General features: G+C 48.2%; 17 protein-coding genes and 2 pseudogenes. 14 read left to right on the top strand and 5 right to left on the bottom strand.

What is annotated here, in order from left to right; translation table 11 throughout:
* Positions 1-39 precede the first annotated feature (39 nt).
* From B5F25_RS07435 to mobV, 13 genes are all read left to right on the top strand, one after another.
* Positions 40-249, top strand: coding sequence for an XRE family transcriptional regulator (locus B5F25_RS07435; protein ID WP_191763348.1), 210 nt, complete (start codon positions 40-42; stop codon positions 247-249).
* Between the two features lie 106 nt (positions 250-355).
* Positions 356-1,351, top strand: a complete 996-nt coding sequence (locus B5F25_RS07430; RefSeq protein ID WP_022040776.1) for a PD40 domain-containing protein — start codon at positions 356-358, stop codon at positions 1,349-1,351.
* 21 nt (positions 1,352-1,372) lie between these two features.
* Entirely contained in the window at positions 1,373-2,089 is a 717-nt protein-coding gene (locus B5F25_RS07425; RefSeq protein ID WP_087248645.1) for an outer membrane beta-barrel protein, read from the top strand.
* 70 nt (positions 2,090-2,159) lie between these two features.
* The gene (locus B5F25_RS07420) at positions 2,160-2,522 is read left to right on the top strand and encodes a hypothetical protein (RefSeq protein ID WP_022040778.1); all 363 of its coding nucleotides are present in this window, start codon (positions 2,160-2,162) and stop codon (positions 2,520-2,522) included.
* 457 nt (positions 2,523-2,979) lie between these two features.
* The gene (locus B5F25_RS07415) at positions 2,980-3,684 is read left to right on the top strand and encodes a hypothetical protein (RefSeq protein ID WP_022040779.1); all 705 of its coding nucleotides are present in this window, start codon (positions 2,980-2,982) and stop codon (positions 3,682-3,684) included.
* A gap of 74 nt (positions 3,685-3,758) precedes the next feature.
* The gene (locus tag B5F25_RS07410) at positions 3,759-4,115 is read left to right on the top strand and encodes a P-II family nitrogen regulator (protein WP_013618448.1); all 357 of its coding nucleotides are present in this window, start codon (positions 3,759-3,761) and stop codon (positions 4,113-4,115) included.
* 44 nt (positions 4,116-4,159) lie between these two features.
* On the top strand, positions 4,160-5,524 hold the full coding sequence (locus tag B5F25_RS07405; RefSeq protein ID WP_013618447.1) for an ammonium transporter: 1,365 nt from the start codon (positions 4,160-4,162) through the stop codon (positions 5,522-5,524).
* A gap of 207 nt (positions 5,525-5,731) precedes the next feature.
* Positions 5,732-6,928 carry a multidrug effflux MFS transporter gene (locus B5F25_RS07400; protein ID WP_087248643.1) on the top strand — a complete coding sequence of 399 codons (1,197 nt, stop codon included), beginning with the start codon at positions 5,732-5,734 and terminating at the stop codon, positions 6,926-6,928.
* A 313-nt stretch (positions 6,929-7,241) separates the two neighbouring features.
* Positions 7,242-8,450: a site-specific integrase gene (locus B5F25_RS07395; RefSeq protein ID WP_087248641.1), complete on the top strand. Its 1,209-nt coding sequence runs from the start codon at positions 7,242-7,244 to the stop codon at positions 8,448-8,450.
* A gap of 11 nt (positions 8,451-8,461) precedes the next feature.
* Positions 8,462-8,833 (top strand): hypothetical protein, encoded by a 372-nt coding sequence (locus B5F25_RS07390; protein WP_072530733.1) that lies wholly within the window; start codon positions 8,462-8,464, stop codon positions 8,831-8,833.
* Positions 8,834-9,128: 295 nt separating this feature from the next.
* Entirely contained in the window at positions 9,129-10,322 is a 1,194-nt protein-coding gene (locus tag B5F25_RS07385; protein ID WP_087248639.1) for a DUF5906 domain-containing protein, read from the top strand.
* Between the two features lie 90 nt (positions 10,323-10,412).
* Positions 10,413-10,742, top strand: coding sequence for a hypothetical protein (locus B5F25_RS07380; RefSeq protein WP_021896288.1), 330 nt, complete (start codon positions 10,413-10,415; stop codon positions 10,740-10,742).
* A gap of 160 nt (positions 10,743-10,902) precedes the next feature.
* A complete protein-coding gene (gene mobV / locus B5F25_RS07375) occupies positions 10,903-12,273 on the top strand; it encodes a MobV family relaxase (protein WP_087248703.1) in 1,371 nt (456 codons plus the stop codon).
* 137 nt (positions 12,274-12,410) lie between these two features.
* On the opposite strand, the gene B5F25_RS07370 is transcribed toward mobV, so the two are convergent.
* The 3 genes from B5F25_RS07370 to B5F25_RS07360 are packed head-to-tail and all read right to left on the bottom strand — an operon-like array spanning position 12,411 to position 13,983.
* Positions 12,411-13,043, bottom strand: a complete 633-nt coding sequence (locus B5F25_RS07370) for a flavodoxin family protein (protein WP_087248637.1) — start codon at positions 13,041-13,043, stop codon at positions 12,411-12,413.
* A gap of 4 nt (positions 13,044-13,047) precedes the next feature.
* A complete protein-coding gene (locus B5F25_RS07365) occupies positions 13,048-13,587 on the bottom strand; it encodes a flavodoxin family protein (protein WP_087207705.1) in 540 nt (179 codons plus the stop codon).
* A 12-nt stretch (positions 13,588-13,599) separates the two neighbouring features.
* A complete protein-coding gene (locus B5F25_RS07360; RefSeq protein ID WP_021928857.1) occupies positions 13,600-13,983 on the bottom strand; it encodes a nuclear transport factor 2 family protein in 384 nt (127 codons plus the stop codon).
* A gap of 171 nt (positions 13,984-14,154) precedes the next feature.
* Here B5F25_RS07360 and B5F25_RS07355 point away from each other — a divergent pair, with 171 nt between their 5' ends.
* On the top strand, positions 14,155-14,505 hold the full coding sequence (locus B5F25_RS07355; protein WP_021928858.1) for a helix-turn-helix domain-containing protein: 351 nt from the start codon (positions 14,155-14,157) through the stop codon (positions 14,503-14,505).
* A gap of 260 nt (positions 14,506-14,765) precedes the next feature.
* Here B5F25_RS07355 and B5F25_RS22435 read toward each other — a convergent pair.
* A pseudogene (locus B5F25_RS22435) lies at positions 14,766-15,800 on the bottom strand (hypothetical protein); the annotation flags it as partial.
* 39 nt (positions 15,801-15,839) lie between these two features.
* A pseudogene (locus B5F25_RS07350) lies at positions 15,840-17,012 on the bottom strand (hypothetical protein); the annotation flags it as partial.
* Between the last annotated feature and the right edge of the window lie 184 nt (positions 17,013-17,196).

The raw sequence follows: 17,196 nt of genomic DNA, 5'->3' as shown, positions 1-17,196 counted from the left end.
TTAATGTTTACCTATATTTTTGTTATACCTTAATTATATATGAAAACAATGCATATCGGTCAACTCATCAAACAAGAAATGGACAAACAAGGAAAAACAGTATCTTGGCTGGCCAGAGAATTGTCGTATTGCAGAACAAATGTATACAAAATATACGACAAGAAATCCATCGACACTGATTTGTTATTGCGCATTTCCATTTTATTAAAGCACGATTTCTTTGCCTGCTATTCGAATGAATTAAAGTAAAATGTCCCCAATATATAAACATATACACTTATTGGGGACACTTTTACTTCATTTTGTTAATATATATTTTTTTCTTTGTATATCTAAACAGTCAAACACACAAAATATGAACAACAAAGTAAAGCAAATTATATTGACAGGCATATGCATTTTCACCGGATTCGGCGGATATATCCAAGCACAACAAGTAGACTACTCCGTAGTTTCAGTTCCAGAAGAATCCAGTAACCAATTCATCCGTATCACATCAGATGCCGATTGTGTATGTATGCCCATCGTAAAACGGAACGGGAACAAACGCATTGACTGGCTCTCCAATCGCATATTAGACACTTCAACCGACGGACAACATATCGCCTATCTTTCAGCACGCAACAACACGACCAACATCTTTATAAAAGATTTAAACAAACAAGGAGGTTCTGTACAACGAACCAATCGTTCGGCTGTGCTGGACTTTTCTTATTCACCCGATGGAAAATACATTTGTTTTTCAGAAACTCGCGGGGGAACAAACCAGATATTCCGCACCGATGCCAAAGAGGGATATGTGTGTCGGCAAATCACCAGTGGAAGTCAAGATTATTCCCCCGTTTATTCAACAAACATGACACAAATATTCTTTGCCAGACAAGAGCTGAAAAGTGTCAGTATCTGGAGTTATAATGTACAAAACAATTTCCTTTCAACATTCACCAGTGGCATGAATCCGTATCCTGTAAAATCAGAACAAGCATTTGTATGTACCCGTCCCAATGCAGCAGGAAAAAGCGAAATATGGAAAATAAATTATCATACAGGCACAGAGGAATGCATTATCTCTGACCCCGAACGAAGTTTCACTTCTCCAATAATTTCACCCGATGGGAAATGGCTGTTGTTTGTAGGAAGCAGCAAAATAACATCAGGGACATTCACTTATTTGAATACCGACATATTTGTAGCAAGAACAGACGGCACGGACATGACACAACTCACCTACCATGCCGCCGATGACCTCAGCCCCGTATGGAGCAGAGACGGGAAATACATCTATTTTATCTCCCAACGTGGAAGTACCTCAGGTACAGCCAATATCTGGCGAATGAACTTTAATTACTAATACCTTTTAAATTTATGTATCATGAAAAAGTTTAAGTTATTTGTGTTGTTGGCTTTTATAGGCTTGGCAACCAGTGCTTCTGCACAGTTCGTTAATTCAGGCACATCCAGTAGCACATCAAACAGCAGTTCATTTGATGTCACTTCCGTAAAGACTAGCGGATGGAATCGCATCTATGTATCGTACAATCCTTCAAAGTTGAAATTTGATTATGACGATGCGGATGATATAAAATTCAAAGGATTGACCGTTGGTTGGTTAAGAGGCTTCGGGCTTACCCAAAAGTTACCCTTGTACATGGAGGTAGGTGCAGGCGTTCAGTACAGAAGCTATAAGGACGAAGAATCTGATTCTTATGGCGGATATGAAGCCAGCTATTCAAATAAAGTCACAATGCTTTCTTTGAATATCCCTGTAAATTTATTGTATCGGTTCAACATCACAGACGACTTTTCCATCAGCCCTTACTTCGGATTAGACTTCCGCATAAATCTCCTTGGCAAGAATAAAGCCGAAGTAACTTATAACGACGAAACAGATTCGGAAGATATTAACCTGTTCGATGATGACGATATGGGCGATGAAGCTTGGGGACGCTTCCAAGCCGGCTGGCATCTTGGTGTAGGATTTGATTACCGTGTACTACATGTAGGAGTAGAATATGGAACCGACTTCAACGAGATAGCCGAAAAAACAAAATTCGCAACCACTTCCATTACATTGGGACTAAACTTCTGATATATAAACCAAACAAAGAGTAAGGTGTGCCAAATCCTATTTCGGCACACCTTCTTTAATCTTAATACTTATGAAAACAATTCGATTATTTTGGCTATTTACTGTTATGGCATTGATGGCAGTAAGCTGCTCGGATGATGATAATGACCTTGAAAGTTCGATTGTAGGCGCATGGCAATCTGAAATTCATACTTCCCGCATATGGATATTTATGAGCGATGGACAGGTTGTTTCTGAAGATGAGTATGGCACTTACTATCTAAATGGAGACCGTTTGTATATTTCATGGACAGACGAATACGGTAATTATGAGGAAGCTTTTCTAATTGTTGAATTAACATCCGACACAATGATTCTTGACGAATTGGACGAAGAAGGGATAGCTCATGATGACCCGGAAACTTACCGACGAATAAATATGGGAAACAGGTAAAAAACAAACAACCCGCTATCTTCCTCATTACATCCCTTCCCAGCCTCCCCCCATAATGGAAGGTCGGGAAGGGTTCTCAAAAACATATTCCAAATCAGTACACAATAAATTCAAAACAGTTTCTGACATTTCTTTTTGCACACAAAATCTCACCCACAAGAAACAAAAAGAAAACAAAACAAGGAATACTGAATCTTTTTACTTACATTAAATCTTTATTTGATTTCATTTCGTCCACAATTCATCAAAATATTTTTCATTTTGCAACACATTATATAGAAAATCCTTTCAATTTAAAACACAACAAGCTATTATGCTTAAAAAGTGCACTCATTCAGCTTAAAACAAAAACAAAAAGACATAAATTTGCAGTGTAATAAAACAAAAAGATGTTTATCCGGGATAACAACTGTAAATGTGTTAGTTTAAATGGTATGAATGATTAAATCAGGAAACTATGAAAGGATTACTTAAAAAAGGAGGAGCATGGATTGCAGTTGCAATACTATCTCCAGCAGTGCTGATGGCACAAGACAAAGTGGAAGCAAGTGTGGGAGCCGACCTGGTGAGCGGATATATCTGGCGCGGGCAAGATTTGGGGAATGTCAGCATCCAACCCTCGCTCTCCATCGCCTACAAAGGGTTCTCGCTCTCGGCTTGGGGGTCGGTAGGGTTCGAGAAGTCAGATACGAAAGAGTTCGACCTTACGCTGGGGTATGGCATCGGCGGGTTCAGCGTATCTGTAACGGACTATTGGTTCAACAACGGGCCGGCGTATTTCCATTACGGAGCACACGACACGAACCACACGTTCGAGGCGCAAGTGGGATATGATTTCGGCGTGCTTGCCGTAAACTGGTACACCAATTTCGCCGGCAATGTAGGGTATAATTCGGACGGCGACCGTGCGTATGCCTCATACATCGCCCTTTCGGCTCCTTTCCGTCTGGGCGGGCTTGACTGGGAAGCCACGGTAGGAGCCACGCCCTGGGAGAACGATTTCTATAACGGAGGCAAGAACGGATTTGCCGTGAGCGAGGTAGGCATTAAAGCCACCAAGGAACTGAAAATCACCGATTCGTGGACCCTGCCCGTCTTTGCGCAGGCGATATGGAACCCGGCAACAGAAGGCGCCTATTTCGTGGCAGGCTTAAGTTTTTGATAGGATAAACGAGAGGTAAAAGATTGAGGGATAACATTTCTGGCAAAGTACTAACTACAAAATACAAATACAAGATGAAAAAGATTGAAGCGATTATCCGGAGAACACGGTTCGACGATGTGAAACAAGCATTGCTGGATGCTGACATCGAGTGGTTCTCCTATTACGACGTGCGGGGCGTAGGAAAGACCCGCGAAGGCCGCATTTACCGCGGCGTGGTGTACGACACAAGCTCGATAGAGCGCATCCTGCTCTCCATCGTGGTGCGCGAAAAGAATGTAGAGAAAACCATCCAGGCGATACTGAAAGCCGCCCAGACGGGCGAGATAGGCGACGGGCGCATCTTCGTCATCCCGGTAGAGGACGCCATCCGCATCCGTACCGGCGAACGGGGGGACATTGCGCTCTATAACGCCGAACAAGAGAAATAAGCCACATAAGTCATACAAATACAATATCTAAACGAGATTTTATTATGGATACATATACAAAAGGCGGCAGATGCTGGATGAGGTATGCCGCGGCGATTCTTATGCTTTTGATTTCCACGCCTTCCCTGCTGGCACAGGAGGCAAGCGGAGCGGATATGCCCGCGCTCGATTCGGGCAATACAGCGTGGATTCTGACCTCTTCCATCTTAGTGTTATTGATGAGCATTCCGGGCATTGCCCTGTTCTATGGCGGCTTGGTGCGCCAGAAGAATGTATTGAGTGTCATTATGCAAACCCTCTTCATCGTAGGCGTGGTCAGCATCTTATGGATAGCCTTCGGGTATAGCTGGGCGTTCGATACCAGCTTTGCCGAGTCAGGAAACCCGCTGGCGTGTGTGATAGGCGGATTCGACAAGGCGTTCCTCCACGGCATCACCCTGGATACGCTGACCGCGGGCAACATTCCCGAACTGGTATTCGTGATGTTCCAGTGCATGTTTGCCATCATCACCCCCGCGCTGATATTGGGTGCCTTTGCCGAACGTATCAAGTTTTCGGGCTATATCGTGTTCATCACGTTGTGGGTAATCCTTGCCTACTTCCCGATGGCACACTGGGTATGGGGCGGAGGCTTTCTGCAGCAAATGGGAGCCATCGACTTTGCCGGAGGTACGGTGGTGCACATCAATGCCGGGATTTCGGCATTAATCATGGCGATTATGCTGGGCAAGCGCATGGACTATAAGGTAGGGCATCCCATTACGCCGCATAACGTGACCTTCGTCTTTATGGGCACTTCGTTCCTGTGGCTGGGATGGTTCGGCTTCAATGCCGGAAGCGGGCTTGCCGCCGACGGGCTTGCCGCAAACGCCTTCCTCGTAACCCATGTGGCAACGGCTATGGCGGCTATCACGTGGATGGTCATCGACTGGCTCTGCAACAAGAAACCCACCACCATCGGCGCCTGTACGGGAGCCGTAGCCGGACTGGTGGCAATCACTCCGGCGGCAGGCACGGTAGACCTGCTGGGCGCGTTCTGCATCGGTATCATCACGCCGATAGTATGCTTCTTCATGGTAGCTGCGGTCAAGCCGAAATTCAAGTATGACGATGCACTCGATGCGTTCGGCGTACACGGCATAGGCGGTATCATCGGTTCTATCCTGACCGGCGTATTCGCTACCCGCTTCATCTCGGGCGAAGACGGCGTTCAAGGCGCTCTCTACGGCGACTGGCACCAGCTTTGGGTTCAGATTGTAGCAACCGTGGTATCTATCGTGTTCAGCGCGGTCATTACCTTCATCCTGTTCAAGATAGTAGACTCTACCATCGGGCTCCGCGTAGACAAGCGCGTAGAAGAAGAAGGGCTTGACATCTACGAACACGGCGAGTCGGCTTACAATCATTGATAGCTGACAAGGAGAATTGGTTTTAAGGGCACACAGAATTCCAAGGCTTCGCACAAGCCTCGGAGTTCTGTGTCCTCTGCATGCTTGGGAAAGCCCGTTCCCCTCATATTGTTATAGAATGTTTTTTTATGCCAAAGGGTGTGACAAACAAGAGAGGTACACGCGACATTTTTGGTACTTTTGCAGCGGTAAAAGAAAGGATAATTTATGGCTAGACAAAACTCACGTGTATTTATTTTAATCTTTTTGGGTATGCTTACCGCCTTCGGGCCGTTTGTCACCGATATGTATCTGCCTACTTTCCCCGAGATGGCAGATTTTTTTCACACATCTTCTTCGATGGTCCAACTGGGCTTGACCGCCAGCATGATAGGCCTGGCGGCGGGGCAATTGTTCTTCGGACCGCTGAGCGACAAGTACGGGAGACGCCCGTTGCTGATTGCCGGCATGTTTCTGTTCCTGGTTTCTACGCTGGGATGCGTATATTCGCAGACCGCCCTGCAGTTTGTAGGCTGGCGGCTGGTGCAGGGGATAGCCGGGGCAAGCGGGATTGTGATATCGCGCTCGATAGCCGCCGACAAATATGCCGGACGCGAACTGGCAAAGATGTTAGGCATCATAGGCGCCATCAACGGAGTGGCTCCGGTAGCTGCTCCGATGGGAGGAGGGATGCTGGCGGAAAGCATCGGCTGGCAAGGCATTTTCTGGTGCTTGTTCTGCATAGGCATCCTGCTTCTGGCAGGCAGCTTCCACCTGACCGAGTCACTTCCGGCAGCTAACCGGAGAAAAACAGACTGGGCAGATGTGTTCCGCGGTTTCGGCGCGGTCTTGCATAACCGCCAGTACTTATGCTACATCCTGCAGTTCGGGTTTGCCCAGGGCGTGTTATTCGCCAACATATCGTCCGCCCCGTTTATCATGCAAGAACATTATGGCTTCTCGCCGATGACGTTCAGCGTATGCTTCGGCGCCAATGCGCTGGCAATTGTCTTCTCGGCGGCATTATCTGTCAGGTTCCGCCATCCGGAGCTGGTACTCTATCGCGGAAGCCAGGGCATGCTGGCCGTTTCCATCCTCCTGCTGGCAGCGATGGGTTCCTCGTGCAGCTTTTGGATTTACGAAACATTGTTGCTCTGCCTGTTGGTGATGCTGGGGCTGACATTCACATCGTCCAACACCTTAGCCATGAACGCCGAACGCCAACATGCCGGAACGGCATCCGCGGTATTGGGTGCGTTAGGCTTTGCTTTTGGCGGCATTGTTTCTCCGTTGGTGGGTATCGGCGACATCATGCTTTCTACGGGTATCGTATTTACCGCAAGCTCACTAGGGGCTTTCACATGTGCCCGTATCCCCATGCGCAGACTGATAAGACGTAAGGTTGCTGTAGCATGCGGCAAGTAATGCCGAAAAAAATCGTACTGGATGACAAAAGTATCTAATTTTTCGACAAAATAATAGGATAAAACGCAGAATAAAGCAAATTTGAGTATTCTCGCTGACAGTCAGAGAGTTTGACTTTGGATGGAACAAATTGGCATAAGGTCGGGAAAACGGATTTAGGCAGATTGCAGAAATAGATGCACTTCCAAATCATTACCCGACACCTGATGCACATTTAACACTAACGGTCTCTATTTCTGCGTTCTGCGTAGGTTTACATTCTGCCTTTACAACTCCCGTAAACTAATTTTGCACCAAACAAAAAGCAAGGATTATGAGGAGTACATTCAAGACCGTTTTTTATGTAAACGGAAGCAAAGAGAAGAACGGATTTGTCCCCATCATGGGACGGGTTACAATCAACGGGACTATCGCACAGTTCAGTTGCAAACAGAGCATCTCAAAAGAACTTTGGGATGCCAAAGGCAACAGGGCGAAAGGCAAGAGCCGAGAGGCGGTGGCGGTCAATTATGCCCTTGACAACATCAAGGCGCAGATAACGAAGCACTACCAGCGGCTTTCCGACCGTGAGGCGTTTGTCACGGCAGAAATGGTACGCAATGCCTATCAAGGTGTAGGCACGGAGTATGAAACATTGTTGCGTGCCTTTGATAAGGAGAACGAGGCATTCGCCAAACGGGTGGGCAAAGACCGTTCCAAACGCACATATCTGAAATATGTCATTGTCAGGAGATATGTTGCGGAGTTTATCAAGAAGAAATACAAGCGGACGGACATAGCGATGAACGAACTGACCGAGGACTTCATCCGTGACTACTGCCTGTACCTGCGCAACGAAGTCGGGCTGGAACAATCATCCGTGTGTGTATACTCCATACCGTTGAAACACATCGTCACCGCAGCCCACTATAACGGGAAGATAGCGAGAAACCCGTTTGCGATGTACCATCTTGACCCTGACCACAAGGAGCGTGGCTTTCTCACGGAGGATGAAATTCAGGCGTTAAGTGCAATCAAGCTGGACAATCCCAACTTTGCATTGGCAAGAGACCTGTTCCTGTTCGGTTGTTGGACGGGAATCTCGTTCACGGACATCAAGAACCTGACCACCGACAACATCATTGAAATGAATGGTGCATCGTGGATTGTGTCGAAACGCCAAAAGACGGGCGTACCGTTCCAAATCAAGTTGATGGACATCCCGATGCAGATTATCAAGCGGCATGAAGCGTTCAGGACTGACAAGCGGCTGTTCAATATCGGCTCGCTTGACATGGTGAACAAGCGCATCAAGAAAATAGCTAAAAGATGCGGTATAGAAAAGACGGTTTCATTCCATCTGAGCCGCCATTCATTCGCTGTTTTGGCATTGAATTACGGTATGCCGATAGAGAGCGTGAGCAAGATTTTAGGACATACCAATATCACCACCACGCAAATTTACGCGAAAGTGACGAACAAAAAACTTGAAAACGACATATCCGATTTCGAGAGCAAGGTAAGCGGACGTTTCGCCATATAAACGCACAGGGTATGAAACGGACAACAATCACGATGGACGAGTACGGCAGGGTTGCTGTACCGTCCGATGCCGCCAGCGTATGGATGAGCGAAATGGAACTGGTGGAACTTTTCAATGTAATCGTTCCTACACTCCGTGCCACCGTCCGATCCGTGTATAAGAGCGGAGTGTTGAAATCTTGCGAGGTGGAAACGCGTATCAGGCTGCCTAATGGCTATTATGCGGAAGCGTATGCCCTGCCAATGGTCGTTGCACTTGCCTTCCATATCAACACACCCAATGCCGCAAGGGTGCGCAATGCCCTTTTGGAAAGGATGTGCTTGCGAAAAGACAGACAAATGCTGTGGCTTTCGTTAAGCGACAGACAGCCATGTAAATGTTAATGGGTGCGATTATTCGTCAATATATCCATTCGTCAATACGCCTGTGTGGTTACACATCCATACCACTATCATATCAGTCCGAAGAAGTGCGGTTTTGCTTCTTCGGGCTTTTTCTTTTCACCTTTTGATGGCTGGCATTGCCCGTTTCGCTGCATTTTCTTGTTTGTCGGTTTCTTTTGCGCCGTTCTGCATAGTTTTACGTATCAAGGTTTTAACCGTCATGCCGTAGCTTTGCAGCCATGTTTAATCCGCCTGCCGACAGGGTGTCGGCGGCACTAAAACCTATATTTGAAACATGGAAAAGAAAGAAACATTCATCCGAGTAGGCACAACGCTTTACAAGATTGTGGACCAGCCCCGCATTGACGGCGGCTATGTGAGAAAGCGCATCGCATGGAACTCCGAGACCCTGCGGCAGGACTACGGCAAGGATTACATGGCAAGTGTCCCGAAGTATGACGGCTTCTGCACCGTACCCGACCATGTGGGCTACCAGCCCGTTGTCGGCAAGTTCCTCAACCTCTACGAGCCGATAAACCACCAGCCGCAGGAGGGCGACTTTCCCTGCATCCGCTCGTTGGTGGAACACATCTTCGGCGAACAGTACGAGTTGGGCATGGACTACTTGCAGCTGCTCTACCTCTATCCCGTTCAGAAACTCCCCATCCTCCTGCTCGTGTCCGAAGAACGGAATACGGGCAAAAGTACGTTCCTGAACTTCCTGAAAGCCGTATTCCAAAACAACGTGACGTTCAATACCAACGAGGACTTCCGCAGCCAGTTCAATTCCGACTGGGCTGGCAAGCTGCTCATCATGGTGGACGAGGTATTGCTCAACCGCCGTGAGGACAGCGAGCGTTTGAAGAATCTCAGTACCACGCTTTCCTACAAGGTAGAGGCGAAAGGAAAAGACCGTGACGAGATAGGCTTCTTCGCAAAGTTCGTGTTGTGTTCCAACAACGAGCATCTGCCCGTCATCATTGACATTGGCGAGACACGCTATTGGGTGCGGAAAATTGTGCCGCTCAAGAATGACGATACAGACTTCCTGCAAAAGCTGAAAGCGGAAATCCCAGCTTTTCTCCATTTCCTGCAACACAGGCAACTCTCCACCGAGAAAGAAAGCCGCATGTGGTTCAACCCGAAGCAGCTGGAAACAGATGCCTTGCGGAAGATTATCCGAAGCAACCGCAACCGTTTGGAGATAGAGATGGCGGAACTGCTGCTCGACATCATGGCAAGCACGGGTATCAGTTCTGTTTCTTTTTGCCTCAATGACATTATCCCGTTGCTTGTCTGCTCGCAAGTCAAGGTGGAGAAGTCGCAGGTTCGGAAAGTGGTGCAGGAATGCTGGAAGCCGGCTCCTGTATCCAATTCGCTTTCTTACACCACCTACCAATACGATTACAACCACGAATGTCACTATTCACCTGTCAGACGGATTGGACGCTACTATACGGTAAGCAAAGTGCAGTTGGAAACACTCTGATATTTTGATGAAATGATGAAAGTATATGTAAACATAAAAAATAACAGCGACTTACATGCTCATCAAACCCTCAACAAAAGTATTTGGCTGATGAAAAGAGAAAGCGGATGCAGCCTCACACATCACTTTTCTTTTGGCGAGCGGTTTGATGAAACGCTGATGAAAGGTTATTGCATTAGTTGTCAGTATATTAGACTATCCAATCATCAATTCATCGGATTTTCACCCCTCATCAAGTCCGCCGGGAAAGCAACAAAGGTGAATATCGCCATCCGTAGGCTGGTCGGACGGACTTCCGTCCTGCCGACCGACAAGGGAAAGCCGATGTCGCTGGCGAAAAGAAAAAGCAACCAATGTCCGCCAACATCACCGCTGACACCACCGCAGGCTTTTGGGAAACAAAAAGCCATAGCTCATTAGGGCGTTTTCTTCACGCACCGCTTCGCTCATGCTAAAAACACCCTAATGAGCCAATGGGGTTGCACCCCTCTGGACACCCCCGTTTGTCCTGTGCGGCATGACCGCAGGCGGACGAACATTGACAAACAAGTTTGTAGAACCTCAAAAACAAGAAACGAACATGGGATACATAAGCATTCAAATCAACAAGGCGAAAGGGTCGGCTGACACGGGCGCATCCGACCACATAGAACGCAAGACCACGCCCAAGAACACAGACCCCACACGCACCCATCTCAACCGTGAACTGGTGCAATTCCCCGATGGCGTGGCAGACCGTACCGAAGCGATAAGCCACCGCATCCGCACGGCTGGCATCAGGCGTAAGATAACGTCCGACCAAGTACGGGCAATCCGCATCGTGCTTTCAGGTACGCATGAGGATATGGTGAAAGTACAAGACGAGGGTAGACTATCCGAATGGTGCGATGACAACCTGCAATGGCTGCACCGCACGTTCGGCAGGGAGAACACCGTTTCGGCAGTGCTGCACATGGACGAACACACTCCACATATCCATGCCACGGTCGTTCCGATAGTGACGGGAGAGCGCAGGAAAGCGAGGAAGAAGCAAGCGGAGGGCAAACGCACCTACCGCAAGAAAGCCAACGCCGTGCGCCTGTGCGCAGATGACCTCTTGACCCGTGAACGGCTTGTTGCCTACCACGATAGCTATGCTGAAGCGATGGCAAAGTACGGCTTGCATCGTGGCATACGTGGGTCAGAGGCACGGCATACCACCACAGCCCAATACTACCGTGACTTGAAACGGCAGACGGGAGAGCTTGAAACCAACATAAGGCAGTTGCAGACCGAACAGAAACAAGCGGAACGGCTGCTTGCCGAAGTCAGGAAGGAAATCAAGTCGGAGAAGCTGGAAGCCGCCAAGACCGAAGCGAAAACGGCACTTGTGGCAAAGGTCGGTTCTCTTTTGGGAAGCGGCAAGCTGAAAGAACTTGAAGCCGACAACCGCACCCTGCAAAATGAGGTTGCAGCCCGTGACGAAAGCATCGAGTTGTTGCAACAACAGATGCAGCGGCAGCAGGATGAACACAGCCGTCAACTGATGGAACTGCAAGCCAAGCACCGCAGAGAAATGGCGGACAAGGAAGCGGAACACCAAAGGGAAGTGTCATTCCTGAAATCCATCATCCAAAAAGCCAAGAAATGGTTTCCGCTGTTCCAAGAGTTGGTGTACATGGAGAAATTCTGCCTTAAAGTCGGCTTCAACGAGCGGCAGACCGCCACGCTCATCAGCGGCAAGCCGTTGTTCTATGAGGGCGAACTCTATTCGGAGGAGCACAGGCGGAAGTTCACGACCGAGGAAGCAGGCTTCCAAATGGTGAAAGACCCGAAAGACAAATCCAAACTTGCGCTTGCCATCAATGGGCAACTGATTGGCGAATGGTTCAAGGAACAGTTTGGCAGGCTGTTCTCATCCATTAAAAGGACTGTTAAGCCGCTTAGGAGAGACAAGGGCATGAGATTATAAACGATGCCAACGGGAGGGTAGCAAGTTTGTGTTTGGGGCAGACCAAAACCGCTTGCTATCCTCCCATTGGTTAAATTCAAAATCGGACAGGAAACATCCTCTACTCAAAAATCTATAAGTTTTCTTGTTAAGTTTGGTTATTCATATTTGCCTTGGATGAAGTGCGTCCGCATTCTCGGTTCATATTCCGGCTTGCGAACGCCGTTCTTCCGTCCGCTTTCAATGCACTTTAGCAACCACGCCATATTTTGCCCCAAGATGCGCATGGTCTGCAAGCCTTCCTTGTCCTTGCGCACATCGTCGGGTGTGAAGCCGTGTACCGAGTTCCAGTATTGCGATGCTACGATAGGCATATTCGCAATAGTGAAATATTGATTCAATTGCTCGAAGGTGGCGGAGGCTCCACCACGGCGGCACGATACTACTGATGCGCCGAGCTTGCCCGCCATGCGGTTCTCCGTGGCGAAGAACAGGCGGTTCAGGAACGAAACGAGTTGCCCCGTTGGTGCACTGTAATAAACCGGAGAACCGATGACGATGGCATCAAATTCATCCAGCCGTTTCTGTATCTCTTGCACGAGGTCGTCGCGGAAACAATGTCCTGTATTCATGCAGGCTCCACAGGCGATGCAGCCCGCTATGGGCTTCTTGCCTAAATACAGCAATTCCGTCTCAATGCCGTTTGCCTGCAAGGTGGTTTCCACTTCGTGCAGGGCGGTATAGGTGCAGCCCGTTTGATTCGGGCTGCCATTAATCAACAATACCTTCATACGTTCAGAATTTATGCGCCAGTTCAGCCGCTTGCTTGCAGCCGTCCGTCTTGTTGATGTCACCTTCGTTCAATACTCCGGTAATAAGCACTTCGCCAGCCATCTCCCATTTCAGCAGAGCGGCAGAACGTTCCAGCGGCATACGGATGCCGTCCATTACCGTCACGTCGTTTTCTTCGCAGCAGGCTATCAGTCCGCATTTCTTTCCGGCGATATCCTTTCCGCCCACCACGAATGAAAACAGGCGGTCAATCACACCCTTTATCTGTGCCGGGATGGAATACCAGTAGGTTGGCATGGTGAATACAACAGCATCGGCTTCCATAATGGCAGGTGCGATAAGGTTGAAATCGTCGTCGAACGAACAAGCCTTGCCCGTCTTGAAGCAGGTCTGGCAGGCACGGCAACCGCCTATCTTCATCAGTGCGGCATCAAATCGTCGCACCGTGTGGCCGAGTGTCTCCGCTTCCCTGATAAATGCGTCCGTCATGGCAAAGCTGTTGCCATGCTTGCGTGGACTTCCCGTAATAACTGTTATCTTCATGACGCTTCCTCCTTACTTTTGAATGGTATTCGAATTCTGATTGTACGCCTTCGCCACGCACCGCCACTCGCCGTCCATCTTCATCAGCAGCAGGTAGTCGGTGAAGTCGATACGGCCTCCCCATTTCTCTTCCAGCACGCGCACCACGGCGAGGGTCTCTTCTACGTCCACCACGTCGATGCGTGCCTTGAAGTCATCGCCTGCGCCTACGGTGTCCACATTGTGGTAGAACTGCTCGATGCTGCCGTGCTCCAGCTTCCCGTCCAAGTAGCCGAATAAGACGGCTTCGTCAATAAACAATTCGCGGGCATACTTGCTGTTGCCTTCTGCCACACTTTTCACAAACTTCATGGCAGCTTCTTCCACTGCCTTGTACTCTTCGATATTTGCTCTCATGATGCTAATGTTTAATTGATTATCTTGTTTTGATGCTACAAAGGTAGGTGATTCCTCCAGTTTGCACAAGTACCGAAAAATTATTCATATACTGAAAAATTATTCGGTATATACCCGTTACGATATATTATCCTTACCTTTGCAGGCGTAACATTCAATAAAGATAAAACCATGTACGAAAGAAAGATACCCGTAGATTTGGACTGTCCCTTGCGGCTGACCATGAGCCTGATTGATTCCAAGTGGAAGTCATGCATCTTGGACGAACTGCGCCACCGTGCCCTGCGTCCCAGTGAATTGCACAAGATATTTCCCGAAGCCACGCCTCGTGTGCTCGACTTGCAACTGAAGGAACTGGTAGAGGACGGGCTCGTATCGAAGACCATCTACCCTGAACTGCCTCCTCGTTCGGAGTATGCTATCACTCCGTTGGGGATGACGCTTATTCCCATCATCGATGCTATGATTGCATGGGGAGAGAAGAATACAGAATTATTTGAAAAGAAATATGGGAAACGGTAATAGAATTTGGTTGCTTTTCACTATCTTTGCGCTAAGACAAGAGTTGTTTGACAGAAATTTACCGCATATTGCAGAATTTGTGACTGTTTCCAAGTCATTACCTCGTTTTTTGAGAAATGCTTATAAGTAGCTTATTTTTAATATATTCCTATTTCAATATCGTTTTTTACGACAAAAGAAACGCGGAGAGCTTGTTGGTGGTATGCTCTCCGCGTTTCTTTTTTACGTGACAATCCTCCTTACGAGAATGTGGATAATTTTCAGAATTGGTATCCGGTCCATCCGAAGAGGTCGGCAGAAGCTCCGGTATTGCCATCGGCTACGGTAACCTCACCTGTTCCGTGTATTTCATCGCCTGTAAGCGTCGAAGTCAATTCATTGGTTACAGAGATAGTTGTAGTTGCTTGTGCATCACCTTTGCTATCTGTCAGGTCTACCAAGTCGTCTACCATACCCGTACCGATAACCAATGCATTGGTAATAGTAGCCTTCGCACCACGGCGAATCTTGATAGCGTCTACCATTTCGGCTGCTTCAGACAAGTTTTCGATAGTCATGTTCTCGATGGTGAAGTCGGATTGCGGAGCGTGGTCTGCACCGTTTCCGTCCAGATTTCCGTCAGCTTCTACACCACGCGGATCTTCTTCGGTGCTGGTGAATCCGGCTTCCCAACGTCCGTAGCAGTCCTTCAGCGTACCGCAATAGCCTTGAGTGAAGTCGAACATATCGTCATCGCAGTTTACGGCAAGCAGTCCGGTTACGTTTACCGAGCCTCCGAAGAATTCGATGGCATCATCGGCACCGTCAGCAATATAAATGTTTTCAATCACCGTTCCGTTTCCTACTGCATTCAGTGTAAGTCCGTTGTGCTCGATATCGGCACTCGAACGCGCTCCGGTATAAAGCAGCTTGACATAACGCAACACGCCCGAATTGTCGGCATTGTCATCGCCTCCGTAGGGTTGGTTGTTATCAATCTCGGTAGCACCTTCGGTTACAGTTCCCTCTACGCCTGAGATACGGGCATAACCGTTGATAATCAATCCTCCCCAGTAACCCGGTCCGGCATTGGCTTCATCTTCTGCCGTAAAGGTAATGGGAGCCTCAGCAGTTCCTTCTGCCATAATCTTACCGCCACGTTCTACCAGCAAGTAATTGCCAAAACCTTCTTTTGCCTTGATGGTCAATCCGGCAGGGATGGTCAGCGTAGCACCTTCTTTCACTACTACAGCACCTTCGAGTGTATATTCAGTATTTGCATCGAGAGTCATATCCGAAGCGATATCGCCTGAAAGAGTTGCCGTAGCAGGTGCAGGAGCTTCGGTTTCGCCCGGGAACTGATAACCTGTCCATGACAGTGCACTGGTATTGGCACCCGTATTTCCAGCCTCCATCACGATGCCTTCGTAAGTGCCTTCTGCGTTCAAGTCGCCATCGGTAGTAGCCGAAGCCAACTGATTGCTTACACTCATTTCAGTACCTTCACCTGCTCCGCCTTTTCCATCGGTCACGTCAATCAGGTTTTCTACAGGACCTGTACCCATTACCAAAGCGTTGGTGATGTGTGCTGTAGCACCGCGGCGTACCTTGATAGCATCGTTCATCGAATAATCAGAGAAATTAGCGATAGTCATGTTCTCTATACGGAAGTCTGATTGCGGTGTATGGTCAGGACCATTTCCGTCCATGTTACCATCGGCTTCTACACCGCGCGGGTCTTCTTCGGTGCTGGTGAAACCTTCTTCCCAAATGCCGTAGCAGTTAGACAAGGTACCGGAATACCCCTGAGTAAAGTCGAACATATCGTCATCACAGTTTACAGCAAGCAAATTGCTTACATTTACTGTACCTCCGAAGAACTCGATAGCATCGTCGGCACCTTCTACAATATATACATTGTTAATGGTAGTACCGTTACCTACACCGTTCAAGGTCAAACCGTTGTGCTCGATGTCTGCACTTGAGCGCGCTCCGGTGTACCACAATTCGATGTATTGCAATGTTCCGCTATTGTCGGCAGCATCGCTTCCTCCGTAAGCCATGTTGTTGTCCACCTCGGTAGCACCGGTAGCGGTACTTCCTGCAGGACCTGAAATAGGAGCCTTACCATTGATAATCAAACCGCCCCAATAGCCCGGCTCAGCCTTGCTTTCATCGTCTACCGTAAACACGATGGGAGCCTGTGCCGTACCTTGGGCATTGATGCGTCCGCCCTGTGCCACAATGATGTATTTGTCGAAGCCCTGTTGTGCCTTGATGGTAGTTCCGGCAGGAATTTCAAGAACAGCGCCATCGGGTACAGTCAGCGTACCAGTCAAAAGATATTCCGTATTGGCATCCAAGGTCATCGTTCCTTCCACATTACCCGAAAGTTCCACGGTTTCTGTAGGTTCTTCACCTCCGCCTTGGTCTCCGCCTTGAGGATCGTCATCGTCACTACAAGAAGTCAGTGATACACTGCTTGCCAATGCGGCAAACAACATCGCATTTAAGAAAAACTTTTTCATTGTTCGATAATTTGGTTAAAATTATAGTTTGGTTTATTGTTCTGATTATATTTTTTCCAAGCAGGCTTAGAAGCTGTTTTGAATTTATCGTGCGATGATTTGGGATGAGTTTTTGAGGCATTTCCGCTTCTGTGATGAGGAAGATAGCGGGCTATCTGACGAAGAACAGGAGCGAAAAGGACCA

The organism is Bacteroides sp. An19 (assembly GCF_002160215.1).
Classification (GTDB): Bacteria; Bacteroidota; Bacteroidia; order Bacteroidales; family Bacteroidaceae; genus Phocaeicola; species Phocaeicola intestinalis.
The sequence above is the reverse complement of the archived record's forward strand: the minus strand, read 5'-3'. Positions and strand labels throughout refer to the sequence as shown.